The organism is Streptomyces sp. SAJ15, assembly GCF_007595705.1.
GTDB lineage: Bacteria > Actinomycetota > Actinomycetes > Streptomycetales > Streptomycetaceae > Streptomyces.
In genome coordinates this window covers 398900-424519 of record NZ_NISY01000004.1, presented here as the reverse complement: position 1 = coordinate 424519, position 25620 = coordinate 398900, and the positions used below count along the sequence as shown (strand labels likewise).

21 protein-coding genes are annotated in these 25620 nt (G+C 73.0%); 2 read left to right on the top strand and 19 right to left on the bottom strand.

What is annotated here, in order from left to right; translation table 11 throughout:
* Positions 1-99: 99 nt before the first annotated feature.
* The 6 genes from CD790_RS14405 to CD790_RS34600 all read right to left on the bottom strand — a co-directional run bounded on the left by CD790_RS14405 (position 100) and on the right by CD790_RS34600 (position 4631).
* On the bottom strand, positions 100-753 hold the full coding sequence (locus CD790_RS14405) for a histidine phosphatase family protein (RefSeq protein WP_144383600.1): 654 nt from the start codon (positions 751-753) through the stop codon (positions 100-102).
* The gene (gene rsfS / locus CD790_RS14400; protein ID WP_144383599.1) at positions 750-1196 is read right to left on the bottom strand and encodes a ribosome silencing factor; all 447 of its coding nucleotides are present in this window, start codon (positions 1194-1196) and stop codon (positions 750-752) included. Before rsfS ends, CD790_RS14405 begins: the two co-directional genes overlap by 4 nt.
* Before the next feature lie 408 nt (positions 1197-1604).
* A complete protein-coding gene (locus tag CD790_RS14395) occupies positions 1605-3497 on the bottom strand; it encodes an LCP family protein (protein ID WP_144383598.1) in 1893 nt (630 codons plus the stop codon).
* Positions 3498-3510: 13 nt separating this feature from the next.
* On the bottom strand, positions 3511-4122 hold the full coding sequence (gene nadD / locus CD790_RS14390; RefSeq protein ID WP_144383597.1) for a nicotinate-nucleotide adenylyltransferase: 612 nt from the start codon (positions 4120-4122) through the stop codon (positions 3511-3513).
* A gap of 113 nt (positions 4123-4235) precedes the next feature.
* Entirely contained in the window at positions 4236-4397 is a 162-nt protein-coding gene (locus CD790_RS34605) for a hypothetical protein (protein WP_186319014.1), read from the bottom strand.
* A gap of 69 nt (positions 4398-4466) precedes the next feature.
* On the bottom strand, positions 4467-4631 hold the full coding sequence (locus tag CD790_RS34600) for a hypothetical protein (RefSeq protein ID WP_186319035.1): 165 nt from the start codon (positions 4629-4631) through the stop codon (positions 4467-4469).
* Positions 4632-4756: 125 nt separating this feature from the next.
* Between CD790_RS34600 and CD790_RS14385 the strand changes: the two genes are divergently transcribed.
* Entirely contained in the window at positions 4757-5839 is a 1083-nt protein-coding gene (locus tag CD790_RS14385; RefSeq protein ID WP_144383596.1) for a M48 family metallopeptidase, read from the top strand.
* Positions 5840-5979: 140 nt separating this feature from the next.
* On the opposite strand, the gene CD790_RS14380 is transcribed toward CD790_RS14385, so the two are convergent.
* From CD790_RS14380 to proB, 5 genes are all read right to left on the bottom strand, one after another.
* Complete coding sequence (locus CD790_RS14380) at positions 5980-7074, bottom strand: hypothetical protein (protein ID WP_144383595.1); 1095 nt, start codon at positions 7072-7074, stop codon at positions 5980-5982.
* 604 nt (positions 7075-7678) lie between these two features.
* Positions 7679-8311, bottom strand: a complete 633-nt coding sequence (locus tag CD790_RS14375; protein WP_144383594.1) for a hypothetical protein — start codon at positions 8309-8311, stop codon at positions 7679-7681.
* A 159-nt stretch (positions 8312-8470) separates the two neighbouring features.
* Positions 8471-9769, bottom strand: coding sequence for a glutamate-5-semialdehyde dehydrogenase (locus CD790_RS14370; RefSeq protein WP_144383593.1), 1299 nt, complete (start codon positions 9767-9769; stop codon positions 8471-8473).
* A 196-nt stretch (positions 9770-9965) separates the two neighbouring features.
* Complete coding sequence (locus tag CD790_RS14365) at positions 9966-10439, bottom strand: hypothetical protein (protein ID WP_144383592.1); 474 nt, start codon at positions 10437-10439, stop codon at positions 9966-9968.
* A 258-nt stretch (positions 10440-10697) separates the two neighbouring features.
* Entirely contained in the window at positions 10698-11885 is a 1188-nt protein-coding gene (gene proB / locus CD790_RS14360; protein ID WP_144383591.1) for a glutamate 5-kinase, read from the bottom strand.
* Positions 11886-12218: 333 nt separating this feature from the next.
* Here proB and CD790_RS14355 point away from each other — a divergent pair, with 333 nt between their 5' ends.
* Positions 12219-14315, top strand: coding sequence for a hypothetical protein (locus CD790_RS14355; protein ID WP_144383590.1), 2097 nt, complete (start codon positions 12219-12221; stop codon positions 14313-14315).
* Between the two features lie 280 nt (positions 14316-14595).
* Here CD790_RS14355 and obgE read toward each other — a convergent pair whose 3' ends face one another.
* The 8 genes from obgE to CD790_RS14315 form a co-directional block, all read right to left on the bottom strand.
* Complete coding sequence (gene obgE / locus CD790_RS14350) at positions 14596-16032, bottom strand: GTPase ObgE (protein ID WP_144383589.1); 1437 nt, start codon at positions 16030-16032, stop codon at positions 14596-14598.
* Positions 16033-16182: 150 nt separating this feature from the next.
* The gene (rpmA, locus tag CD790_RS14345) at positions 16183-16440 is read right to left on the bottom strand and encodes a 50S ribosomal protein L27 (RefSeq protein WP_144383588.1); all 258 of its coding nucleotides are present in this window, start codon (positions 16438-16440) and stop codon (positions 16183-16185) included.
* A gap of 14 nt (positions 16441-16454) precedes the next feature.
* The gene (rplU, locus tag CD790_RS14340) at positions 16455-16775 is read right to left on the bottom strand and encodes a 50S ribosomal protein L21 (RefSeq protein ID WP_144383587.1); all 321 of its coding nucleotides are present in this window, start codon (positions 16773-16775) and stop codon (positions 16455-16457) included.
* A gap of 402 nt (positions 16776-17177) precedes the next feature.
* Positions 17178-20930, bottom strand: a complete 3753-nt coding sequence (locus tag CD790_RS14335) for an Rne/Rng family ribonuclease (protein WP_144383586.1) — start codon at positions 20928-20930, stop codon at positions 17178-17180.
* 219 nt (positions 20931-21149) lie between these two features.
* The gene (locus tag CD790_RS14330; RefSeq protein ID WP_144383585.1) at positions 21150-21926 is read right to left on the bottom strand and encodes a TIGR03936 family radical SAM-associated protein; all 777 of its coding nucleotides are present in this window, start codon (positions 21924-21926) and stop codon (positions 21150-21152) included.
* Positions 21927-22155: 229 nt separating this feature from the next.
* Positions 22156-22839, bottom strand: coding sequence for a hypothetical protein (locus tag CD790_RS14325; RefSeq protein ID WP_260867572.1), 684 nt, complete (start codon positions 22837-22839; stop codon positions 22156-22158).
* A gap of 104 nt (positions 22840-22943) precedes the next feature.
* Positions 22944-23483, bottom strand: coding sequence for a GNAT family N-acetyltransferase (locus CD790_RS14320; RefSeq protein WP_186319013.1), 540 nt, complete (start codon positions 23481-23483; stop codon positions 22944-22946).
* Between the two features lie 131 nt (positions 23484-23614).
* Positions 23615-25543 carry a TIGR03960 family B12-binding radical SAM protein gene (locus CD790_RS14315; protein WP_144383584.1) on the bottom strand — a complete coding sequence of 643 codons (1929 nt, stop codon included), beginning with the start codon at positions 25541-25543 and terminating at the stop codon, positions 23615-23617.
* Positions 25544-25620 lie beyond the last annotated feature (77 nt).

Here is a 25620-nt window from a genome sequence, read left to right as displayed (position 1 = left end):
TCCCTGCGAACAAGAAGAACTTTAGCCTGTGCACCGCCAGAAAGTGAAATCCGGCGTCCGGAGGCCCTCCGGGACCGTGGTCGGAGGGCCTGCCCGGGGTCAGACGTCGTCGCCGAGCACCGGCTCCGGCAGCGTGCCGGCGTTGTGCTCCAGCAGGCGCCAGCCGCGCGCGCCCTCGCCCAGCACCGACCAGCAGCAGTTGGTCAGCCCGCCGAGCGCCTCCCAGGAGTGGGAGTCCAGCCCGAGCAGCCGACCGATGGTGGTGCGGATGGTGCCGCCGTGGCTGACCACCACCAGCGTGCCGCCGTCCGGCAGCTTGTCGGCGGCGGCGCGGACCACCGGCGCCGCCCGGTCGGCGACCTCGGTCTCCAGCTCGCCGCCACCGCGCCGCACGGGCTCACCGCGCTTCCACGCGGCGTACTGCTCGCCGAAGCGCTCGATGATCTCCTCGTGCGTGAGCCCCTGCCAGTGGCCGGCGTAGGTCTCCCGGAGCCCGGCGTCGTGCGCGACCTCCAGGCCGGTGACGGCCGCGAGCTCGGCCGCGGTGGCCGTGGCCCGCTTGAGGTCGGAGGCGATGATCGCGTCCGGCTTCATCGCGGCCAGCAGTCGGGCGGCCCGGCGCGCCTGCGCGACGCCGGTCTCGGTCAGCTCGATGTCCGTGGAGCCCTGGAAGCGGCGCTCCAGGTTCCAGGAGGTCTGGCCGTGTCGCCACAGCACGATGCGACGGCCGCGACCGCCCTTGCTTCCGTTCAGCGGAAATCACCGTCCGGGCCGCCGTCCCCGGCCGCGGCCTGGGCCTGGGCGTACTCCGCCGCCTTGCCGCGGGTCGCGACGGCGTCGGCGGGCAGCTCCAGCTGCGGGCAGTCCTTCCACAGCCGCTCCAGGGCGTAGAAGACCCGCTCCTCGCTGTGCTGGACGTGGACGACGATGTCGACGTAGTCCAGCAGCACCCAGCGGGCCTCGCGGTCGCCCTCGCGGCGGACCGGCTTCGCGTTCAGCTCCTTGTTCAGCCGCTCCTCGATCTCGTCGACGATCGACTTGACCTGGCGGTCGTTGGGGGCCGAGGCCAGCAGGAAGGCGTCGGTGATGGAGAGCACGTCGCTGACGTCGTACGCGATGATGTCGTGCGCGAGCTTGTCGGCGGCCGCCTGCGCGGCGGCGTTGATGAGCTCGATGGAGCGGTCCGTGGCGGTCACAAGCAGGCTTTCGGCTCGGGGTCGATGTGGAGATGTCCGGCAGGTCCGGACCACCGAACGACTCGCACACGCGTACGACCCGTCGGCGGGATGTGGTACCTCAAGGGTCTCACGGCCCACCCTCACCTCCGCCAGCCGTTTGTTCGGCGGGGCCACACCGCGCGGTGACGCGCGCGACGCAGCTGACAGGGGCCACCTCGCGCGAGGACACGCGCACGCCCTCAGGCTCCACCGCGCGGAGTGGACCCCGCGCGCACCGCCATCCCCCTCGACCGACCCGGGCCAGCCGGCGGCACGCCGGGCGAGAGCGCCGAAGGCGCGGTCCCCGCGCGGACCGCGCCTCCAGATGTCCCGTTCCCTCCGGGGGCCTCGCGGGGCCCCCGGCGCGGCGCGTCAGGGCTCCCGGGCTCAGCCCACCGAACCCTTGTAGTCCTTGCCCAGGACCACCGTGACGTCGGCGTTGGAGGCCCCCTTGCCCTTCTTCACGGCGGTCACCGGCAGCCCCAGGGTCTTGGCGACCTCCTGGGCCTGCTCGGCCTGCCGCTCGTCGGCGTAGGTGACGCTGGAGGCCGGCTGCGGACCGCCGGTGTTGCCGGCGGCGACGACCGTGAAGCCACCGTTGACCAGCGCGACCTGGGCGGCACTGGCGGTGCCCTCCTTGCCGCTGGCGTCGCGCACGCTGACCCGCGGCGCCCCGCCCGGGTCGGTGTTCTTGACGGTGCCGCCGAGGATGTCCTTCACCATCTGCTCGGTGGCCTGTTCGCTGAGCGTCCCGTCCTGCCGCACCGGCAGCAGCGTGGTGGCGTACGAGCCGGTCTTGGCCTGCTCGGCGAGGCCGGCCAGGGAGGCGCCGAGCTGCTTCTCGGTGAGCGAGGGGTCCGGGATCTGGGCGAGCGACTGCACGGTGACGGTCGCGTCGTCCGCGTCGCTGGAGAGCTTCTTCAGAACGGCCTGCATGACCTGGCCGAACCGGGCCAGCTGCTTGGTCTGCGGCTCGGCCGGCTCACGGTGGGTGGCGTACGCGACCGCCGCGCGCCCGTTGAGCGACTGCTCCTTGCCCGGCTTGACCAGCGGGCCCTCGCCCTTCTTCGGGGAGGGGACGGTCACATCGGTGTCCAGGGCGATGCCGCCGACCAGCTCGACCAGGTTCTCCAGGTAGGGCGTGTGCAGCTGCCAGGTGCCCTCGATCTTCGCGCCCAGCAGGGTGGAGAGGGCGTCGCGCGTCGCGTCCGTGCCCTCGTCCTCCACCGACTTGCCGAGCGTCGTGGAACCACCGTCCTCGGTGGCGACGGCGAGCGCGTTCGGCAGCAGGACGGTGGTGCCCTTCTTGGTGGTCTCGTTGGCCACGAGGAGCGCCGTGGAGCTGTCGCCGCCCCGGGTCTCCTTCAGATGGACCACGATCACGTCGCGCTGCTGCGGGCCGCCCGCCTGGGCGGCCTTCTCCTCGCCGCCGCCGAGGCCCGGAAGCTTGCCCGCGTACCAGAGATAGCCGACGCCGCCGACCGCTGCCAGCGCCAGCACGACCACCAGCGCGATCACGCGGTTGCGGGCCTTGCGCTTGCGCTCGTCGCGCCGCTCGGTGCGGGTCTCGGCGAACTTCAGCCAGTCGATGACGTCCTCGGAGTCCTCGTCGGGCTCTTCGAGGAAGGAGAACTGCTCGGTGCGGTACGGCCCGGCCTCGGGCTCCCGGGCCGACTCCTGCCCGGGCCCGGCGGAGCGCCGGCGCCCGCCCGCGCGGGGCTCCCTGACGGCGCCTGAGCCGGGACGGGGCTCCTCCTCGCGCTGCGGCGGCACGACGGGCTGCTGCCGCGTCGCCCCGGCGGCTCCCGTGGCCCCGGCGACCCCGGTAGCCCCGGCGACTCCCGCCTCAGCCGCCCCCGCGGCCCCGTAGGGCGCGTATTCCGGCCCTCCGGCGCCCTGCTGGGGGTAGCCCTGCCGCGGATACCCCTGCGGGGCGTAGGCGGGGTTCTGGGACCCGGTGTAGGACTGCGGCTGCTGCTGCCCCTGCCCGCCGTAGCCGTCCGGGCCGGGGGCGCGCTGGCCATAGCCGTCGGCGCCGTACGGGTCGTACTGCTGGGGCACCTGCTGGCCGTATGCCTCGTACGGGCCGTAGGAGGCATACGGGTCGTACGTCCGCGGTGGCTGCGGTGGCTGCGGTGGCTGCTGCGCGTCCTGCCGCACCGCCTGCGGCTGCTGGTACACCGGTCGGCCGTAGGCGTCGTAGCCGTACGCCTGCGGTTGCGGTTGCGGTTGCCCGCCGTACGGATCCTGCGGTGCGTACGGGTCCTGTCCGTCGTTCACCGGGGGTGCCCCTTCAGCAGTCGTGCCGGTACAGCTCGCGCTTGTCGATGTAGCGCACCACACCGTCCGGCACCAGATACCAGACCGGTTCGCCCTTGGCGACCCGGGCGCGGCAGTCGGAGGAGGAGATCGCCAGCGCCGGCACCTCGACCAGGGAGACACCGCCGGCCGGGAAGCCGGGATCGGCCAGTATGTGCCCGGGCCGGGTCACCCCGATGAAGTGGGCCAGGGAGAACAGCTCCTCGGCGTCCCGCCAGGTGAGGATCTGCGCCAACGCGTCCGCGCCGGTGATGAAGAACAGGTCCGCGTCACCGTTCTCCGCGCGCAGATCGCGCAGGGTGTCGGTGGTGTACGTGGGACCGCCGCGGTCGATGTCGATGCGGCTGACGGAGAACTGGGGGTTGGAGGCGGTGGCGATCACCGTCATCAGGTAGCGGTCCTCCGCCGGGGACACCTTCTTGTGGCTCTTCTGCCACGGCTGCCCGGTGGGCACGAACACCACCTCGTCGAGGTGGAACTGCGCGGCCACCTCGCTGGCCGCGACCAGGTGACCGTGGTGGATGGGGTCGAACGTCCCACCCATGACACCGAGCCGCCGCTTCGCGGGCCCTCTCTGCTCTCCCATGCGTGCAGACCCTACTGCGCGCGGTGGACGGCCAAGGCCGCAGGTGGTCGTGCGCGACCGCACGACCAGGCTCTACGGGGCCCACCGCGGCGCAGCGGCCGTGTGGTCCCGGCTCAGCGGTCCCGGTTGAAGCGGGTGGTGATCCACAGCATCAGGAGCAGCACGACGAGCGCACCGCCGCCGGTCACATAGGGGCTGATGCTCTGGTGGGTGTCCACGTGCTCGCCACCGGAGGCGAGGGTGGCCAGGGTGTGCGCGGTGCTGTAAGCGGTCATCGTCGCCAGGACCTATCCAGGATGTGAGCGGGCGAAGTCGTCTGCCACATCGTATGCGGTGTCCCTGCGTCAGTCCCGCCCGCCGTACCCCCTCAGCAGGAACCACCCCAGCAGCACGGCTCCCACGACGCCGACCACGATGACCGTGCGGAGAATCCAGCCGGGTCCCTGGTCCTTGGAGGTGGCGGCGAGCAGTTCGGTGGTCACGGCGGCCACACCAGTCATCTCGGGCATGCCTCCACGGTAACCACTCCGCCCCGAGGACCTAGGGTGGGGGCATGTCGGGGGACGGGACCACGGCCGCGGCGCGGCCGCAGCGGGGCGCAGCGGCGCCGACAGCCCACTCGTAGGGGGTTTCGATGAGCGACAGCAGCACCGGCACCACGGGCCGGGAGAACCCGCCCGGCGGCGAGCGACGACGTTTCCCGGGCATCTCGTCCCGCGCGTACGAACATCCCGCGGACCGCTCGGCGCTGGTGGCGCTGCGCAGGCTGAGCGGCTTCGACACCGTCTTCAAGACGCTCAGCGGGCTGCTGCCGGAGCGCAGTCTGCGGCTGCTGTACCTGTCCGACTCGGTGCGGGTGAGCGACCGGCAGTTCGCGCACCTCAACGACATGCTGCGGGACGCCTGTTACGTCCTGGACCTGCCGAAGGTCCCGGCCATGTACGTCACCCAGGACCCACGCCCGAACGCGATGTGCATCGGCCTGGACGAGCCGATGATCGTGATGACCACCGGCCTGGTGGAACTGCTCGACGAGGAGGAGATGCGGGCGGTCGTCGGCCACGAGGTGGGGCACGCCCTGTCCGGCCACGCCGTCTACCGGACGGTCCTGCTGTTCCTCACCAACTTCGCGCTCAAGGTCGCCTGGATCCCGCTGGGCAACGTCGCGGTGATGGCGATCGTCACGGCGCTGCGGGAGTGGTTCCGCAAGTCGGAGCTGTCCGCGGACCGCGCGGGGCTGCTGGTGGGGCAGGATCTGCGGGCCTCGATGCGCGGGCTGATGAAGCTGGCCGGCGGCCACCATCTGCACGAGATGAACGTCGACGCGTTCCTGGAGCAGGCCGAGGAGTACGAGGCGGGCGGCGACCTGCGGGATTCGGTGCTGAAGATCATGAATCTGCTGCCGCGCAGCCACCCGTTCACCACCGTGCGCGCCGCCGAGCTGAAGAAGTGGGCCACCGGCCGCGACTACCAGCGGATCATGGATGGCCACTACCCGAGGCGCGACGAGGACGGGAACACCTCGGTGACCGACTCCTTCAAGGAGTCCGCCGCCCACTACGCCGACTCCGTCCGCAGGAGCAAGGATCCGCTGATGGGGTTCGTCCGCGACGTCGCCGGCGGCGCGGGGGACCTGGGCGGCCGACTGCGGGACCGGTTCAGCGCCGGAGGGGGCGCCGGGGGCACGTCGTCGGACAAGGGGCCCGACCCCTCGTAGCGCCCGCGCCTCTGAGCTCCCGCGCCGTCGCGGCGAAGAACGCGGGGTCGCGTGGTGCGGGGGTCGCATGGCGCGGTGGCTGGCGCGGTGGCGCATGGTGCGGGGGCGTATGACGTGGGGGCGGATGACGTGGGTCCTCGTCATCCGTCGGCCCCGGCCGGGAGGCCGCTGGGCTGGGCGCTGGGGGCCAGCAGACCGCAGGCGGCGAGCGGGGCGTCCTGGCTGAGGGCGAAGGGGTCGGTGGGGCTGGGGGCCTCCGAGCCGGCCCGCTGGCCGGCCAGCAGCGGCCTCAGGTACGCGGCGGAGTTGGCGGCGCAGGACTGGGGGCCGGCCTGGACCCGGCTCTGGACGACCTCGACGCGGTGGTCGCGGAGGTCTTCGTGGTCCAGGCGCAGCCGGAGCTCGCGGCGCACGGTGTACAGCGAGGCGGGCGCGGACGTGTCGGCGCCCGCCGGCCGCACGGCGTAGACGTAGGTGTGCGCGGCGGTGACCTCCAGCGCGCTGGAGGTGGCCTCGCTGACGGTGAGGGTGCCGCGCACCCGCACCGGCTCGTCGGCGAGCGCCACCTGGGCCGGGTCGAACCGGATCAACCAGCCGGTGACGGCGTGCCGCCCGTCGGCGGTGGGGCGCTCCAGGCTCTGCTCGAACTGCCCGTACTGGGCCGCGTCGAGGAGCAGCCGCACCGGCTGGGTGGCGGCGCCCCGGACCACTTCACGGTCGACGGCGGACGCCACCACGTAGTCCCTGGCGGTGGTGAGCGCGCTCATCACCTGGCTCTCGGAGAAGTTGTCGGTGCGCCGCGCGGGCGGCAGGGTGACGCCGTCGGCGCCGCCGCGATACTGGTCGGCGCGGCTGTGCCGGAACAGGTCGGCCGGCGATCCGCCGGGCACCGGGTCGGCGGGGGCGAGCGGGATCACGGTGCTGCGCAGCGTCTCGACGGGCCGCGGGCGGGGTTCCTGGTAGGGGTGGCGCACGCCCATGTAGACGGCCGCCGCGAAGGCCGCGGCTATGAGGATGACCAGGACGACGGCCTGCCGGGAGGCCCTCGCGCGGGACCAGAGGTGCCGACTACGGACGGCAGGCGCGTGGTCACCCTTTCGCTCCTCGGCCGAGAACTCCTGGAGGCGGGCAGCCCGCACGAAGTCCTCGTCGAAGACGACGGAACGGTACTCGTCGTCAGCACCTCCCGGGACGCCCTCGGGTGTCCCCTCGGGAGGCTCTCCACGCCCGGCCATAACACAAGAGTAGGTCGCGAAGGCCGACGGTAAACGCGGTGCGGGTGACCATCTCGGACGGGCCGGACGACGCGGCCGGAACGGCCCCGGAAACGCCGGGCGACACGGCCGGAGCGGCTCGGGGAACATCGCGCGGCGGCCGGAGTCTCGTCCAGGCGAGGAGGGTCGCGCGGGCGGGACCGGGGTCCGGCCGGCGAGGGCCGCGGGACCCGGTCGGCGGCTGTCGGCGATCGGCGGCCCGTCGGCGACACGGCCCGATCCGTGGGCACCGGCCGGGTCGAGGGAGGCCACGCGGCGAGGGCCACGGGGACCCGGGTCGGCGGCCCGATCGGCGGCCGTCGGCGACACGGCCAGCGGCCCGTCGGCGACACGGTCGGCGGCCGTCGGCGACACGGCCGAATCCGTGGACACCCGCCCGGTCGAGGGAGGCCACACGGCGAGGGCCACGGGGGCCAAGTCGGCGGCCCGATCGGCGGCTGTCCGCGACCCAGCCGGAGCGTGGGCACCCGCCCGGTCGAGGGAGGCCGCACCGCGCGGTCCGCGCCCGTCGCGGGACATCGCGCGGCGTGGTCTCCCGGACGGTCGGGACGGTCGGGGAGAGGGGTCAGGGCGAGGGCTGCACCGCGGACGCCGGAGGCGCTCCGGTGGAGGCGGAGACGGACGGCAGCGCGCCCGAACGGTCGCCGGAGGGGCTGTCGACGCCGGTGCTCGTGGGCGGTGCGACGGGGTCCTGGCGGCCGCTGGAGGCGCCGCGGTAGACCGCGGCGAAGGCGAGGGCCACCACGCCGATGCCCATGAGCACGGCGAGCAGCCAGGCGACGGGGCGGTGCCAGCGCGCATGGCCGTGGTAGGGGCGCCCGGCGCTGCCGTAGCGCCCGTAGGGGCCGAAGGCGTCGTCCTCGTCGCCGTCCGCGTCCCGGCCGGGGCCGAACCGGTCGTCGACGCCGCGCTCGTCGTCGGGGTCGTAGCCGAAGTCGCCGTCGGGGCCGTACCCCTCGTCGTAGAGCTCGTCGTCGGCGGATCCGCCGCGGCTGCGCCGGCGCGACGCCTCGGCCTCGGCGCGGGCCTGCGCGGCGGCCAGCATCCGCTCGACCGCGGTGGGCTCGTGGATCTCCGCGGACCGCACGAAGTCCTCGTCGAAGATCACGGTGGCGAAGGCGTCCTCCGCGTCCCCGTGGCTGCGCTCGTCGGGCTCGTCGCCGTCCGGGAACGGCCTGCCCCCCACGTCGTCCGGCACCCCATCAGGGTAGACCGGAGCGGTCAATTTGGGCAGGGCGGAAAAGAATTCAGCCCTGCCCGGGGCGGGTCCAGGGCAACGGAGGGCACCGGTCCGGGACGGGTCCGGGACGGGTGCGACCGCCGGGGCGGCCGACCGCCCCGGCGGCTCCCCGCGGGCTCAGCGGGTGTGGCCGTCGCCGGTGACGATGTACTTGGTCGAGGTCAGCTCCGGCAGGCCCATCGGGCCGCGCGCGTGCAGCTTCTGCGTGGAGATGCCGATCTCGGCGCCGAAGCCGAACTGGCCGCCGTCGGTGAAGCGGGTGGAGGCGTTGACCGCGACCGTCGTGGAGTCCACCAGACGGGTGAACCGGCGGGCCGCCTCCTGCGACGTGGTGACGATCGCCTCGGTGTGCCCGGAGGACCACAGCCGGATGTGTCGCACGGCCGCGTCCAGCGAGTCGACGACGGCCGCCGCGATGTCGTACGAGAGGTACTCGGTCTCCCAGTCCTCGACGACCGCCGGCACGACCGTCGCCTGGGAGTCCTCGGCCAGGGCCAGCATCCGCTCGTCGGCGTGCACCGTCACCCCCGCCTCGGCCAGCGCCGCGAGCGCCCGGGGCACGAACTCGGCGGCGATGTCCTGGTGCACCAGCAGCGTCTCGGCGGCGTTGCACACGCTCGGCCGCTGGGCCTTGGAGTTGACCAGGATCCGCACCGCGGTGTCGAGGTCGGCCTGGGCGTCCACGTACACATGGCAGTTGCCGGTGCCGGTCTCGATCACCGGGACGGTGGACTCCTCGACGACGGTGCGGATGAGCGAGGCCCCGCCGCGCGGGATCAGCACGTCCACCAGGCCGCGGGCGCGCATCAACTCGCGTACCGACTCGCGGCTCTCACCGGGCACCAACTGCACCGCGTCGGCGGGCAGTCCGGCCCCGCCGACGGCGTCGCGCAACACGGTCACCAGCGCGCTGTTGGACTGGTACGCGGAGGAAGAGCCGCGCAGCAGCACGGCGTTGCCCGACTTGAGGCAGAGGGCGGCGGCGTCGACGGTCACGTTCGGCCGGGCCTCGTAGATGATGCCGACGACGCCGAGCGGGACCCGGACCTGGCGCAGGTCGATCCCGTTGGGCAGGGTAGAGCCGCGCACCACCTCGCCGACCGGGTCCGGCAGCGCCACCACGTCGCGCACGTCCGAGGCGATGGCCCGCACCCGCTCGGGGGTGAGGGTCAGCCGGTCGACGATCGACTCGCTGGTGCCGGCCTCGCGGGCGCGCGCCACGTCGACCGCGTTGGCCTCGACGATCTCCTTGGTACGGACCTCCAGCGCGTCGGCCATCGCCAGCAGGGCGTCGTCCTTGGCGGCGCGCGGCAGCGGGGCGAGATCGGCGGCCGCGCTCTGGGCCCGGTAGGCGGCCTGGAGGACCGGAGACTTCGGCCAGGGGTTGGCGAGCGGCGAGGTGGATGCGCTGGTCATGCCCGCAGCCTACTGAGGCGCCGCGACGACACCGCCCGCTATTCCGCCTTTCGAGACGATGTTCTCCATAATGAGACACGCCGCATGAGGCACGTCCCGACGGACACGGCCTCACCGGGTGGGCCCCACGAGGCAGGACTCCGAGGGCGGCCCGCGCCCCACGACGTGACCTGGGCCGCACGGGCACGGCTTGGCCTCAGAAGGGGTGCACGCCGACCGGGGACGCGGCCAGCGGGCCGGACCCCTCCGCTATCCGCTGGTGGTACGTCTCGCGGTCGATCACCTCGAGGCCGACGATCTCCCACGGCGGCAGCTTGGCTGTGGAGCGGTGCTCGCCCCACAGCCGCAGCGCCACCGCCGCCGCGTCGTGCAGGTCCCGAGCCTCTTCCCAGTAGCGAATCTCCGCGTGGTCGCTCGCATAGCGGCTGGTGAGCAGGAACGGGTGGTCGTGGGCGAGCCGCTCCAGCGCCCGCCGGACCTCCGCCAAGGGCGCCGCGGCGCCCGACAGACTGAGCGTGACGTGCCACAGCCGGGAGCCCTCGCGCCCGTCCCCGTTCGGCACCGACGCCGTACGGCTTCGCGTCCCGCCGATCTCGTCACCGCTCCCGACACTGGTCAGGGTGCGCTCCGCCGTCCCTCGGGGCAGCGCCCCCGGGCGCCCTCGTCTCACCGACGGCCTCCTGTCGATCGCCGCTCCGCCCGCGCGCGGACGGAGGCTGTGGTGCTCTCTCCGGGCATGGAGCCGACCGCGCTGCGCGTATACGGCCCCGTAAACAAAGTTGACCAGTCCCGGGGCGAGCGCGGGGCGGTTTTGCGGAAGGTCTCCGGGGATTCACCGCTCTGGTGCCCGGGTCGGCGGAACCCGTGGCCCCGGTGGCGCCCACCACAGTCGCGGGAGGCGCCCCTCGCGGCGGAGAGGTGACGCCCGTCAGGGATGCAGCACGACCAGGTCGTCGCGGTGCACGATCTCCCGCTCATAGGCGGAACCGAGCTCCCGCGCGAGGTCGCGGGTGGAGCGCCCGAGCAGCCGGGGGATCTCCTTGGCGTCGAAGTTGACCAGGCCGCGGGCGATCGGCCGACCCTGGGCGTCCCGCAGCTCGACCGGGTCCCCGGCGGTGAAGTCGCCCTCGACGGCCGCCACACCTGCCGGCAGCAGCGAGGTACGCCGCTCCACGACGGCCCGCACCGCGCCGTCGTCGAGAGTGAGCGCCCCGCGCGGGGTGGAGGCGTGCGCCAGCCACAGCAGGCGGTCCCGGGAGCGGCGGCCGGTGGGGTGGAAGTAGGTGCCGGTGGCGCGGCCCAGCAGCGCGTCGGCGGCCTGGCTGGCGGCGGTCAGCACCACCGGGATGCCGGCCGCCGCGGCGATCCGGGCCGCCTCGACCTTGGTGACCATGCCGCCGGTGCCGACCCCGGCCCGACCCGCGCTGCCGATCGAGACGCCGTCGAGGTCCCGCGGCCCCCGTACCTCGGCGATACGGCTGGTGCCGGGCAGCGACGGATCGCCGTCGTACAGGCCGTCGACGTCGGAGAGCAGCACCAGCAGATCGGCCTTGACCAGATGGGCCACCAGGGCGGCGAGCCGGTCGTTGTCGCCGAAGCGGATCTCGTCCGTGGCGACCGTGTCGTTCTCGTTGACGATCGGGACGGCGCCCATGGCCAGCAGCTGGTCCAGGGTGCGGGTGGCGTTGCGGTAGTGGGCGCGCCGGCTGGTGTCGTCGGTGGTGAGCAGCACCTGCCCGACGCGCCGGCCGTAGCGGGCGAAGGAGGCGGTGTAGCGGGCCACCAGAAGGCCCTGGCCGACGCTGGCGGCGGCCTGTTGCCGGGCGAGGTCACGGGGGCGCCGGTCCAGGCCCAACGGCGCCAGACCGGCGGCGATGGCGCCGGAGGAGACCAGCACGATCTCCTTCTCGGCCGCGCCGCCCTCGTCCCCGTCCCCCTTGCCGGCGGCGCCCAGGACCTTGGCGACGACGTCGACGAGGGCGTCGACGCGGTCGGCGTCCAGCCCGCCCGCCGCGGTGGTGAGCGACGAGGAGCCGATCTTGACCACGATCCTGCGGGCCTCGACGACCTTGGTGCGCTCCGCCCGTGCCGCCGCCGACCCGTCCTGCCCTGCCACGCCGTCCCCTTGCCTTCCCGTTTTCCATCCGCCGTCCCGTGCCTCCGCGCCACCGCGCGGGAGCCGGAACCGCCGTTTCCGTCGTCCGCAATCTACGTCAGTGGAGCCGGGGGCCGCCGCCCGGTTTCAGCGGGCGGACGGTGCGATTGGTCCCGGTTGGAGATGAATCACGTCACCGTAGATTGTCACCGGGGCTGGCGGCGTCATACGGTCGGTGGTCGGCCCCTTCCACAACCTCGCACGTCCTCCCGGCGTCTATGGGTGGAACAGGCGGCCAACCCCCGCTTTTGCATGAACCCCAGTCCGTCGTCACTCCTGCCAGGAGCCCACCCCGTGCCCTCTGCCGGATCCTCCTCCCGCCGAGCCGTACAGCTGGCGGCGCTGCTCGCGATGGTGGTGTTCTTCGCCACTCAGCTCGCCGGCGCCCTGCTGCCGAACGTGCCGCTCCTCGTCGCCGCCTCGGCGGGTGGCCTCGCGCTCGACCTGTATCTCCAGCACAAGCAGCCTGGCCTGCTCTCCCTGCTGGGGAAGATCCGCTTCGACGTCGTGGTGCGGCAGCTGATCCGCGACATGTTCCTGCTGGTCGGTCTTGCGCGCGTGGACGGCATCGACCCGACGAGTGAGCACGCTCCGCTCGCCGTCGGTGTGCTGCTCTTCTACGTGGTCCACTTCGCCTGCCAGGCGGCCGCGGTGATGGTCCGCCGCACCCGCCAGCTGCCGTTCGTCACCCGCAACATCGACACGTCCGGGCTCCGGCTGACGGACGCGCCGCCGCGGCTCTTCGCCCGCCAGCACGCGCGCCGCCTGCTGCGTCTGGCGGTCCCGGTCACCGCCGGCCTGGTGGTCACCGCGGCCACCGAGAACGCCCTGCTGGGCGCCGTCGGTCTCGCCGTCGGCCTGCTGATCGGCATCGCCGGAACGATCCACCTGGCGAGCTGGCTGCTGCCGCGCAAGCGCTCGGTGAGCGAGCAGGCCGCCCTGGAGTGGCTGGACGCCTGGCTGGCCGAGTACCAGCCGACCGTGGGCATGTACTTCTCCGGCGGCACCTCGTCGGCGTACCAGGCCAACATGTGGCTCTCCACCCTGGCCGCCCTCGACGGCAAGCCGATCATCGTGCTCCGCGAGCGCTTCATGGTCCAGAAGATCGACGCGACGGACATCCCGATCGTGTGCCTCCCCAAGGTCGCCAACCTGATGCGGCTGGAGCACTCCACCCTCAAGGTGCTGCTCCACCCGGCCAACTCCGGCAAGACCTCGCAGGTGCTGCGCATCCCGTCGATCAAGCACGCCTTCATCAACCACGGCGAGAGCGACAAGCTCTCCAGCTGCAACCCGTACGCCAAGGCGTACGACGAGGTCTGGGTGGCCGGCCCGGCCGCCCGCGAGCGCTACCAGCTCGCCGACATCGGCGTCGACGACCTCGACGTGGTCGAGGTGGGCCGCCCGCAGCTGGCCCCGATCCGGCCGTACGCCGGCAAGCCGACCGGCGAGTTCCTGAACGTCCTCTACGCCCCCACCTGGGAGGGCTGGGACGGCAACCCGGGCAACACCTCGGTGATGCTGGCGGGCGAGAACATCGTCCGCGCGCTGCTGGCCGACCCGGCCGTGCGCCTGATCTACAAGCCGCACCCGATGACGGGCTCGGTGGTGCCGGAGGCCGGCGCCGCCAACCAGCGCATCAAGGCGATGATCGCCGAGGCGAACACCCGGCGCTCCGGCGCCCGTCCCGGCCCGGAGGCCGAGGCCGAGCTGGTCCGCCGCGCGGAGGAGCTCAAGGCCCTCACCACCTCCACCTTCCGCCCCAGCGTGGACGAGATGGAGCGGATGCGGGTCCAGGGCGCCCCGGACCCGCACCGCGCGGCCCGCGTCGAGGAGGCCATGACCGCCTGGGAGAACGCCTTCTGGGCCTCGCTGCCCGCGTGGGAGCACCAGATCGTCACCGGCCCGCGCCCGGCGATCTTCAACTGCTTCAACCAGGCCGACGTGCTGATCAGCGACGTCTCCAGCGTGGTCTCGGACTACCTGAGCAGCGAGAAGCCGTACGCGGTGGCGAACACCAGCGGCATGTCGGAGGAGGAGTTCAGGGCGGGCTTCCCGACCGTGCGCGCCGCCATGATCCTCACCCCGGAGGCCACGGAGGTCCCGGCGCTGCTGGACGCCGTCCGCAACCCGGAGCACGACACCCTCGCCGCCGAGCGCGCCGAGCTCAAGGAGCACCTGCTCGGCCCGTCCGACCCGCCGTCGCTGGCCCGCTTCAACCGGGCGGCCCTCGACCTGCGCGCCGAGGCCGAGGAGCGCGCGGTCCGCATGGAGGCCCGGCTCGCGGCCGAGTTCCCCGGGCAGCGCGAGGCCAACGACGCGGCCGAGGAGATGGAGATGGAGGCCGGCGCCGACAACTCCGACGCCTCGGAGGAGACCGCGGGGGTCTGATCTCCCCGGCACCCGCCCCGGCAGTACACGCAACGAAGCCCCTCGGAGGACGTCCTCCGAGGGGCTTCGCCGTACGCGCCGTGTGCCCGGGGTGGCGCCGCCCGTCGGGGCCGCGGCCACGGTCGGCGGCCCGGGGCACAGAAGCCCGCAGGGCCCCGTACGGCTCGTACGGGGCCCTGCGGGCTCTTCAGGGGCGCGCCGGCGGCCCACCCCGGTTACGGGGGTCCGGACCGCTCCGGGACGCCCGTGGGGCCTGCCCAAGCCGCCGCGGGGTCGCCGGTCAGAACGGGTCGAACTCGTCGTACTCCCGCTCCGCGTCGTCCCGCTCCGCGTCGCGCTCGCGGCGGCGCTGGGCGGCCGGGCGCGGAGCCTCGAAGCGGTGGTCCTCGCCGCGGCGGCCGAGCATCTCGGCGCCGGCGGAGATGGTGGGCTCCCAGTCGAAGACCACGGCGTTCTCCTCGGGGCCGATGGCCACGCCGTCGCCCGCGCGGGCACCGGCCTTCACCAGCTGCTCCTCGACGCCGAGGCGGTTGAGGCGGTCGGCCAGATAGCCCACGGCCTCGTCGTTGTTGAAGTCGGTCTGGCGGACCCAGCGCTCCGGCTTCTCGCCGCGGACGCGGAAGAGTCCGTCCGCCTCGACGGTGACGGTGAAGCCCGCGTCGTCCACGGCCTTCGGCCGGATGACGATCCGGGTCGCCTCCTCCTTCGGCTTCGCGGCCCGCGCCTCGGCAACGATCTTCGCAAGCGCGAAGGAGAGCTCCTTGAGGCCGGTGCGCGAGACCGCGGAGACCTCGAAGATCTGGTAGCCGCGGGACTCCAGCTCGGGGCGGATGATGTCCGCGAGGTCCTGGCCGTCGGGGATGTCGACCTTGTTGAGCACGACGATCCGCGGCCGGTCGCCCAGGCCGCCGTACTCCGCCAGCTCGGACTCGATGACGTCCAGGTCGGTCATCGGGTCGCGCTCGGACTCCAGCGTGGCGGTGTCCAGCACGTGCACCAGCACCGAGCAGCGCTCGACGTGGCGCAGGAACTCCAGGCCCAGGCCCTTGCCCTGGCTGGCGCCGGGGATCAGACCCGGCACGTCGGCGATGGTGTAGACCGTCGAACCGGCGGTCACCACGCCGAGGTTGGGCACCAGGGTGGTGAACGGGTAGTCGGCGATCTTCGGCTTGGCGGCGGAGAGCACCGAGATCAGCGAGGACTTGCCCGCGCTCGGGTAGCCCACCAGCGCGACGTCCGCGACGGTCTTCAGCTCCAGGACGATGTCGCCGGTGTCACCGGGCTCGCCCAGCAGCGCGAAGCCCGGGGCCTTGCGGCGGGCCGAGGCGAGCGCGGCGTTCCCCAGGCCGCCACGGCCGCCCTGGGCGGCGATGAAGCGGGTGCCGTGGCCGACCAGGTCGGCCAGCACGTTCCCCCGGGTGTCCTGGACGACGGTGCCGTCCGGGACGGGCAGGATCAGGTCCGTGCCGTCCTTGCCGGAGCGGTTGCCGCCCTCGCCGGGCTTGCCGTTGGTGGCCTTGCGGTGCGGGCTGTGGTGGTAGTCGAGGAGCGTGGTGACGGACTGGTCGACGACCAGGATCACATCGCCACCACGGCCGCCGTTGCCCCCGTCGGGGCCGCCGAGCGGCTTGAACTTCTCGCGGTGCACGGAGGCGCAGCCGTGGCCTCCGTTACCCGCGGCGACGTGCAGCTCGACGCGGTCCACGAAGGTGGTCATGACGGTTGCCTCCTGCGGTGGCTGTGCATACGGGAAATCTGCGGGATGTACTTCTGGGGTAACACGCCGAGGGCGGACCGTCTTCCCCGCGCGGCGGGGAAGGGCGGTCCGCCCTCGGAAGGTGCTAGTTCGCTCCTGGTGGGGCCGAGATTACTCGGCGACCGGAACGATGTTCACGACCTTGCGGCCGCGGAAGGTGCCGAACTGCACCGCACCGGCGGCCAGCGCGAACAGCGTGTCGTCGCCGCCACGGCCGACGCCCGTGCCCGGGTGGAAGTGGGTGCCACGCTGACGGACCAGGATCTCACCGGCGTTGACGACCTGACCGCCGAAGCGCTTCACGCCGAGCCGCTGAGCGTTGGAGTCGCGACCGTTCCGAGTGGACGATGCGCCCTTCTTGTGTGCCATGTCTCCTCAGTCCCTTACTTCGCCGGAGCGTCGATGCCGGTGATCTTCAGCGCGGTGTGCAGCTGGCGGTGGCCGATCCGCTTCTTGTAACCGGTCTTGTTCTTGTACTTCTGGATGCGGATCTTGTCGCCCTTGTGGTGGTCCACAACCTCGGCCTGGACCTTCACGCCGGCCAGGACCCACGGGTCGCTGGTGACCGAGTCGCCGTCGACGACGAGCAGGGTCGAGAGCTCGACGGTGTCGCCGACCTTGCTGGTGGAAATGCGGTCAACCTCGATGACGTCGCCGACAGAAACCTTCTGCTGGCGGCCGCCGGTGCGCACGATCGCGTACACGCGGAACTCTCTCTCGCTCGAAAACGGACCTCTGATGCCAGCCGCTCCACAGGGACCAGGGGTCCATGACCATCCATGAGGACGAGCGGCCTCTCCCGAGGGACCGGGAGGTGATTGCTCAGGGGTGTGGCGTACAGACGCCGACGGTCAAGATTACGGTCCCCTCGGCGACCGGTCAAACCGGGCCACCCGACACCGGGCGTCCCCCTCCCCCGGCCGGCCCCCATGGGCTCCCACCGGCGCCCGCCGGCTCCCGAACCGGCCGCGCACCGGCTCCCGACCGCTCCTGTCCGCCCCCGGGCCGCCCCGGGCCGCTTGACGGCTCCGCGCGGTGTCACACCGTCGGAGAACGACGTCGCCGCCCGGAGCGGGGCTCCGGGCGGCGACGGGACGCGCTGAAGGTCAGTCCTCCGTGGAGGCGGTGACGGACGAGAGCGTCTGCTCCGCCGCCGCGGCCTTCTTGGTGGCGCTCTTCTTGGCCGTCGTCTTCTTGGCGGCCGCCTTCTTGGTCGTCGCCTTCTTCGCGACGGTCTTCTTGGCGGCCGTCTTCTTGGCGGTGGCCTTCTTCGCCGGGGCCTTCTTGGCGGCCTTGCGGGCCGTCTTCTTGGCCGGCGCCTCGACCGCGGCCTCAGCCTCGGCCTCGGTCGCCGCCGCCTCGGCCGGAGCCTCGGCGGGGGCCTCCGCGGCCGGGGTGGCCACGACGACCACGGCCGCGTCCTCCGAGCCTGCCGGCGAACCGGCCGGAGCCGACACCTTCCGGGTCACCCGACGACGGGCGCGCGGCGCCGCCACGGGCTCCGGCCGGGCCTCGGGCTCGGCGACGACCGCCGGCACCTCGGACGCCGCCACCGCCTCGCTCACGGCCTCGGCCACGACCTCCGGCTCCTCGGACGCCACCACGACCACCGGCTGCACGACCACCGGCTCCACGGCCTTCGGCGCACCGGCCGGGGCGGTCGCCTTACGGGTCACCCGGCGACGGGCACGGCCACGACCGCGCATCGCCGCGGCCTCGGCCTCGGCGGCGCTGCTGTAGAGCTCCTCGTCGGGCGCGAACGCCGGCTCGGGGAGCGCCTGCGGCTCGGCGACCTCGGCGGCGACCTCGGCCACCGTCTCGGCCTCCGCGGCGGCCGCCTCCGGCTCCGGCAGCTCCTCCACGAGCTGCTCGGGCTCGGCCTGCGGGGCGCCGGCACCGGCCTTCTTCTTCTTGCGCTTGCCGCCGCCACCGACCGACGTCGGCTGGTCCATGTGGACGATGACGCCGCGGCCGTTGCAGTGCACGCAGGACTCGGAGAAGGACTCCAGCAGACCCTGGCCGACCCGCTTGCGGGTCATCTGGACCAGACCCAGCGAGGTGACCTCGGCCACCTGGTGCTTGGTGCGGTCCCGGCCCAGGCACTCCAGCAGGCGGCGCAGCACCAGGTCGCGGTTGGACTCCAGCACCATGTCGATGAAGTCGATCACGATGATGCCGCCGAGGTCGCGCAGCCGCAGCTGGCGCACGATCTCCTCGGCCGCCTCCAGGTTGTTCCTGGTGACCGTCTCCTCCAGGTTGCCGCCCTGGCCGGTGAACTTGCCGGTGTTGACGTCGACCACGACCATCGCCTCGGTCCGGTCGATGACCAGCGAGCCGCCGCTGGGCAGCCAGACCTTGCGGTCCAGCGCCTTCATCAGCTGCTCGTCGATGCGGTACGTGGCGAAGACGTCGACGTCCGAGGTCCACTTCTGGAGCCGGTCCGCCAGGTCCGGCGCCACGTTGGAGACGTATCCGTGGATGGTCTCCCACGCGCCGTCACCGCTGACGATGACCTTGGAGAAGTCCTCGTTGAAGATGTCGCGGACGACGCGCACGGTCATGTCCGGCTCGCCGTACAGCAGCGTCGGGGCGCCGCCGTTCTTCGCCTTCTTCTGGATCTCCTCCCACTGCGCCTGGAGCCGCTCGACGTCGCGGCGCAGCTCGTCCTCGCTGGCGCCCTCCGCCGCGGTGCGCACGATGACGCCCGCGTCCTCGGGGACGATCTTCTTGAGGATCTGCTTCAGCCGGGCCCGCTCGGTGTCGGGCAGCTTGCGGCTGATGCCGGTCATCGAGCCCTCGGGCACGTACACCAGGTAGCGGCCGGGCAGGGAGACCTGGCTGGTCAGCCGGGCGCCCTTGTGGCCGATCGGGTCCTTGGTGACCTGGACCAGCACGGACTGCCCGGACTTCAGGGCGGTCTCGATCCGGCGCGGGCCGTTGGCCAGGCCCAGCGCCTCGAAGTTCACCTCACCGGCGTACAGGACGGCGTTGCGGCCCTTGCCGATGTCGACGAACGCGGCCTCCATCGACGGCAGCACGTTCTGGACCTTGCCCAGGTAGACGTTGCCGACGTAGCTGTTGGACTGCTCCTTGTTGACGAAGTGCTCGACGAGGACGTTGTCCTCCAGCACGCCGATCTGGGTGCGGTCGCCGTTCTGACGCACGACCATGACCCGCTCGACGGCCTCGCGGCGCGCCAGGAACTCGGCCTCGGTGATGATCGGCACCCGGCGGCGGCCCTGCTCACGGCCCTCGCGGCGGCGCTGCTTCTTCGCCTCCAGACGGGTCGAGCCCTTGATGGACTGCACCTCGTCCGAGGGCTCCTCACGCTTGCGCGGCTCGCGGATCTTGACGACCGTGCGCTCCGGCTCGTCCGCGGCGGGCTCGCCCTCGACGGCCTCGCCGCTGCGCCGACGCCGACGGCGACGGCGACGGCTGCTGCTGGAGCCGGCCCCGACCAGGGCGTCCTCGTCCTCGGCGGGCTCCTCGGCCTCGGCCTCCGCCTCGACCCCCTCGGCCTCGGCTTCGGTCTCGGCCGCTTCCTCGAGCCGCTCCTCGCCGCCCTCGGCCTCCGCGGCCTCACCACGGCGACGACGACGGCCGCCGCGGCGCCGACGACGCGGACGGTCGCCCGGCTCCTCCTCGTCCGCCTCGGCCTCGACCTCGACCGGCTCGGCGACGCCCTCGGCCTCCGCCTCGGCGGTCTCCGGGGCCTCCTCGACCTCCACGCGCTCCTCGACCGGCTGGTCGCGCCGACGGCGGCGACGGCGGCCGGCGGCGGGGCGCAGCGGCTCGGCCTCCTCGACCTCGACAGCCTCCTCGACCTCGACGGCCTCCTCGGCGGCCGCGCGCTCCTCGGCTGCGGCGAGCGCCGCCGTCTCCGGGGTCTGGAACATCGGCTCGGTGAACACCGGGGCCTGGAACAGGGCCGTCGGCGGGCGCACGGCCCGGCGGCGGGACCGCGCGGGGGCCTCCGGCGCGGGCTTCTCGGCCACGGGGGCGGCAGCGGGCTCCGGTCGGACCGGCTCCGGCTCCGCCGCGGGCTCGACGGCCTCCGCGGCCGGCGCCTCGGGGGCGGTGGCCTTGCGGGCGGCACGGCGACGGGTCCGCGCGGGCTTCGTCTCGACCTCGGCCACCGGCTCCGGCTCGGCGACGGGCGCCTCGACCGCGACGGCCTCCTCGGCGACCGGCTCCACGACCTCCGCCGGCGCGGGAGCGGCGACCTTACGCGTGGCACGACGACGCGTCCGCGCGGGCTTCACCTCAGCCTCCACCACCGGCTCCGGCTCAGCGACCGGCTCAGCCACGGGCGCCTCAGCCTCGGCGACCTCCTCGGCGACCGGCTCCACGACCTCCGCCGGCGCGGGAGCGGTGACCTTACGCGTGGCACGACGACGCGTCCGCGCGGGCTTCACCTCAGCCTCCACCACCGGCTCCGGCTCAGCGACCGGCTCAGCCTCAACGGCCTCGTCGGCGACCTCGGCGGCCGGCTCGGGGCTCTCCACGGACGCGGCAGCGGGAGCCGTGGCCTTACGCGTGGCACGACGACGCGTGCGCGGGGGCTTCACCTCGGCGACCGGCTCCACGACCGGCTCGGCGACGGCCGACTCGGCCTCCTCCGTCGGTATGGCGGCAGCGGCGGAGGCGGAGGCGATAGCCGCGTCGTCACTCGGCGTCGCCGCCGGGGGTCCGGCCGGCCTGGAGGCCGCGCGGCGCCGACGTCGCGCCGGCAGCGTGTCGCTGGGGCTGTTGTTGTTGTCCTGCCCGGTACCGGTCGTGCCGGCGGCACCGCCATCGGCGGCCCGTCCTCGCGCGTCCGACTGGTCCTGGGGCTCAGTGGGCTCAATTGATTCGAGCATGCGGGCGGTTCTCCCGTCACGCTCCCGGGCGCCGCGCCGGGTTCCGGGCACGGCCCGCGCAATGCGCGACTGCCGCCGTCCGGGGCGCGGGCGCCACACGGGAGCTCTTGTCTCGCTCGCCGGGACCCGAAAGGCGGGGACCGGCGAAAGTCTCCTGGTCAGTGCGCCTGCCGGACCCGGGTGGCTCCCTGGTACCTCGGCGGCGCATCGACGGCGGTCCTACCCGGAACCTTCCGCCGCCTTCGCGGCGGCCAGTCCGGCGGCCGTGGATGGGGCGGCCGTGACTGCCTCGCGGTCGGGCGCGAGCGGGTCGGTCACCGTGCCGGTCTCCTCATCGAGCAGCCCCTGCGCCAGCCTGGTCACCGCTGCGGGGACCGGCGGCGCCAGGTCGGCCGTGGCGCGGAGGCCGGACAGGACGTCGTCGGGCCGTACGGCAGGTGTCTCGTGCCGCACAACCAGCCGCAGTATCGCACAGGCACCGTCGCCGGGCCTATCGGCCGCGGGTGCGACCGCCGCGAGCCGGGCCACGGCACCCCGGGTGTCGAAGGTGCGGACGCCGTTCTTCGTCTTGCGCTGGACCTCGACGGTCTCCGCCGCGAGGAAGGCCGCGACGGCCCGCTCGGCCTCGCTGACCTCGACCCCGTCGAGCCGGATCTCCCACACCGACGCCTGCAGCCGGTCGGCCAGGCCCGAGGTGCTGGCCTCGACGGCCTCGGTGATGTCGAGCCCGGTGGGCAGCGACTCGTCGAGCAGCCGGCGCAGCGTCTCCGGGTCGCGGGCCTCAGCGAGCTGGATCTCCAGGTACTCGGCCTCGCTGCCGGTTCCGGTGGGGGCGGCGTTGGCGTACGACACCTTGGGGTGCGGGGTGAAGCCCGCCGAGTAGGCCATGGGCACCTCGGCGCGCCGCAGCGCACGCTCGAAGGCGCGCTGGAAGTCGCGGTGGCTGGTGAAGCGGAGGCGGCCGCGCTTGGTGTACCGAAGGCGGATGCGCTGCACCGCGGGTGCGGGCGGCGGGCCTTCGGGCTGTCGCTTGCCCAGTGGAAATTCTCCTTGTGTACATCGAGCCGTGGCGCGGTCCCCGCCTCGGCGGGGACGCTTCCGGCCGCAGCCATCCCGGCGTCGTCCGGTCCGGATCACCGCCCCGTCGGCGGTGACACTTCGCGCCCAGTCCTTTGCTCTAGAGTACGCGCCTTCACCGGCCGCGGTTCCCGCCGGTCACGGCCGGCTACGCGCGCGGCGCGCCGAACAGCGCCCGCCGGACCTCGGCGGTGACCTGCCGCACGACGGTGACGACCGGGCGCCACACGTGGTCGCGGACGGCGTGCAGCACCGGTCGCAGCAGACCGCGCCAGACCCATCCGACGGGGATGACGACCACCCAGCGGAACAGGGTGGAGACGATCCCCCAGAGGAAGCGAACGACGTGGCCGGCGGCCTGCCAGGCCCAGCCGAGGACCGTGCCGACGCCGCGGCAGATCGGCCCCAGCGCATAGCGCCAGAGCGCGACCAGCGGCACCACCACCGTGTAGCGCACCACGAAGGTGATGACGGCCCAGATTCCGCGCGCCACCCAGGAGATGGCGTGGCCGATCGGGGTCAGCACATAGCGGTAGAGGGCGACGAGCGGGACGACGAAGAGGTGGCGGCCGAGCCAGACGAGCCCGCGGCCGAGGGGCGTCAGCAGCACCCGGTAGAGCCACCGCGCGGGGACCACCAGCAGGTGGTGCAGCAGCCATCCGACGGCCGTGACGAGTGCCCGCAGCGGCACCACGACGAGGATGTTCAGAAGCCAGGCCAGGGCGCGCCCGAGCGGGAGCAGCAGCCAGCGGTACAGGGCCCGGCCGCAGGCGGTCAGCGCCTCCCAGAGCAGGCGCAGGGGAACGACGACGATCAACGCCACGATCCGCACGGGGAGCAGGAAAGCCCTGGTCAGACATCCGCCTCCGGGTTCCTGACGCGGAGCCGGAGATGTCGTGTACCCGTCGAGCCGTTCCATCCGGGCAGCGTACCGGGTCAGCCCTCGGTGCAGATCCAGTACCTCAGCTTGCCCCCGCGCTCGTCCTCCAGGAGCCCGCCGCAGGCCTCGATGACCTTGCGCGAGCCGACGTTGTCGGTGTCACAGGTGACCAGCAGGGAGTCGAGGCCCAGGGTCCGGGCATGGGGCAGGGCGGCGCGCAGCATGGCGGTGCCGTGGCCCCGGCGGCGCACGGAGGCGCGCACCCCGTAGCCGATGTGGCCGCCGTACTCGCGCAGGAAGTCGTCGAGGCGGTGCCGGATGGCGAGCCGCCCCAGATAGGTGTCGCCGTCGACGTACCAGAGGGTGGTCATCGGCACGACGCCGCGGGCGGGCGGGGCGGTCTCCCGGGCGTCGGTCCGCAGCCGGGCCATGTAGTCGGCGAAGACGCCCGGGTCGTGCCAGATGTCGCCGTACTCCGTCAGCTCGGATCCGACCGTGGTCTCGCTGGTGCTGTCCCGGCCCTCGGCGCGTAACTCGTCCATCGCCGCCAGGAAGGAGGCGTGGACCCGGGCGGTGGGGGCGATGAGTTCGGGCATCGCGACATTGTGGCGCCCGGTTCCTCCGCACGGCAGAGGGGTTGTGCGGTTCCGGCCACCGGCGCCCGGAACGTCGTACGGCCCCGGTGGCGGGCGCCACCGGGGCCGTACGCGAGCTCGGCTCGGTCGGGTCAGTTGTTGACGACCGACAGAGGCAGCAGCTTCTTGCCCGTGGGGCCGATCTGGATGTGCGTGTCCATCTGCGGGCACACACCGCAGTCGAAGCACGGGGTCCAGCGGCAGTCGTCGACCTCGGTCTCGTCGAGCGCGTCCTGCCAGTCCTCCCAGAGCCAGTCCTTGTCGAGACCGGAGTCCAGGTGGTCCCAGGGCAGGACCTCCTCGTAGGTGCGCTCGCGCGTGGTGTACCAGTCGACGTCGACGCCGAACTCCGGCAGCGCCTTGCCGGCGCACTCCATCCAGCGGTCGTAGCTGAAGTGCTCGCGCCAGCCGTCGAAGCGGCCGCCGTCCTCGTACACGGCCCGGATCACCGCGCCGACCCGGCGGTCACCGCGCGAGAGCAGGCCCTCGACGATGCCGGGCTTGCCGTCGTGGTAGCGGAAGCCGATGGAGCGGCCGTACTTCTTGTCGCCGCGGATCTTGTCGCGCAGCTTCTCCAGCCGGGCGTCGGTCTCCTCGGAGGAGAGCTGCGGCGCCCACTGGAACGGCGTGTGCGGCTTGGGCACGAAGCCGCCGATGGAGACGGTGCAGCGGATGTCGTTCTTGCCGGAGACCTCGCGCCCCTTGGCGATGACCTTCGTCGCCATGTCGGCGATCTGCAGCACGTCCTCGTCGGTCTCGGTGGGCAGACCGCACATGAAGTACAGCTTCACCTGGCGCCAGCCGTTGCCGTAGGCGGTGGCGACAGTGCGGATCAGGTCCTCCTCCGAGACCATCTTGTTGATGACCTTGCGCATGCGCTCGGAGCCGCCCTCGGGGGCGAACGTGAGGCCGGACCGGCGGCCGTTACGGGTCAGCTCGTTGGCCAGGTCGACGTTGAAGGCGTCGACCCGGGTCGAGGGGAGCGACAGACCGATCTTGTCTTCCTCGTACCGGTCGGCGAGGCCCTTGGCGATGGCACCGATCTCGGTGTGGTCGGCGGAGGAGAGCGACAGCAGGCCGACCTCCTCGAAGCCGGTCGCCTTGAGGCCCTTCTCCACCATCTCGCCGATGCCGGTGATGGAGCGCTCGCGCACCGGGCGGGTGATCATGCCCGCCTGGCAGAAGCGGCAGCCGCGGGTGCAGCCGCGGAAGATCTCCACCGACATGCGCTCGTGCACGGTCTCGGCGAGCGGCACCAGCGGCTGCTTCGGGTACGGCCACTCGTCCAGGTCCATGACGGTGTGCTTGGACACGCGCCACGGCACACCGGAGCGGGTGGGGACCACGCGACCGATGCGGCCGTCCGGCAGGTACTCCACCTCGTAGAAGCCCGGGACATAGATGTTGCCGGTCTTCGCGAGGCGGAAGAGGATCTCCTCGCGACCGCCCGGCCGACCCTCCGCCTTCCAGGCGCGGATGATCTCGGTCATGTCGAGCACGGCCTGCTCGCCGTCGCCGATGACCGCCGCGTCGATGAAGTCCGCGATGGGCTCCGGGTTGAACGCCGCGTGGCCGCCGGCCAGGACGATCGGGTGGTCGACGGTGCGGTCCTTGGACTCCAGCGGGATGCCGGCCAGGTCCAGCGCGGTGAGCATGTTGGTGTAGCCCAGCTCCGTGGAGAAGGACAGACCGAACACGTCGAACGCGGAGACCGGCCGGTGGGCGTCCACGGTGAACTGCGGGACGCCGTGCTCGCGCATCAGCGCCTCGAGGTCCGGCCATACGCTGTAGGTGCGCTCGGCGAGCACGCCCTCGCGCTCGTTGAGGACCTCGTAGAGGATCATGACGCCCTGGTTGGGCAGCCCGACCTCGTAGGCGTCGGGGTACATGAGCGCCCAGCGCACGTCACAGGTGTCCCAGTCCTTGACGGTGGAGTTGAGCTCTCCGCCGACGTACTGGATCGGCTTCTGGACATGCGGAAGAAGCGCTTCCAGGCGCGGGAAGACCGACTCGACAGGCATCTGATGGGGTCGTCTCTCATGAGCGGACAGAGGTGACCATCCAGCGTACCCCGATCGGCGGGCATCCCCTTCCGGAC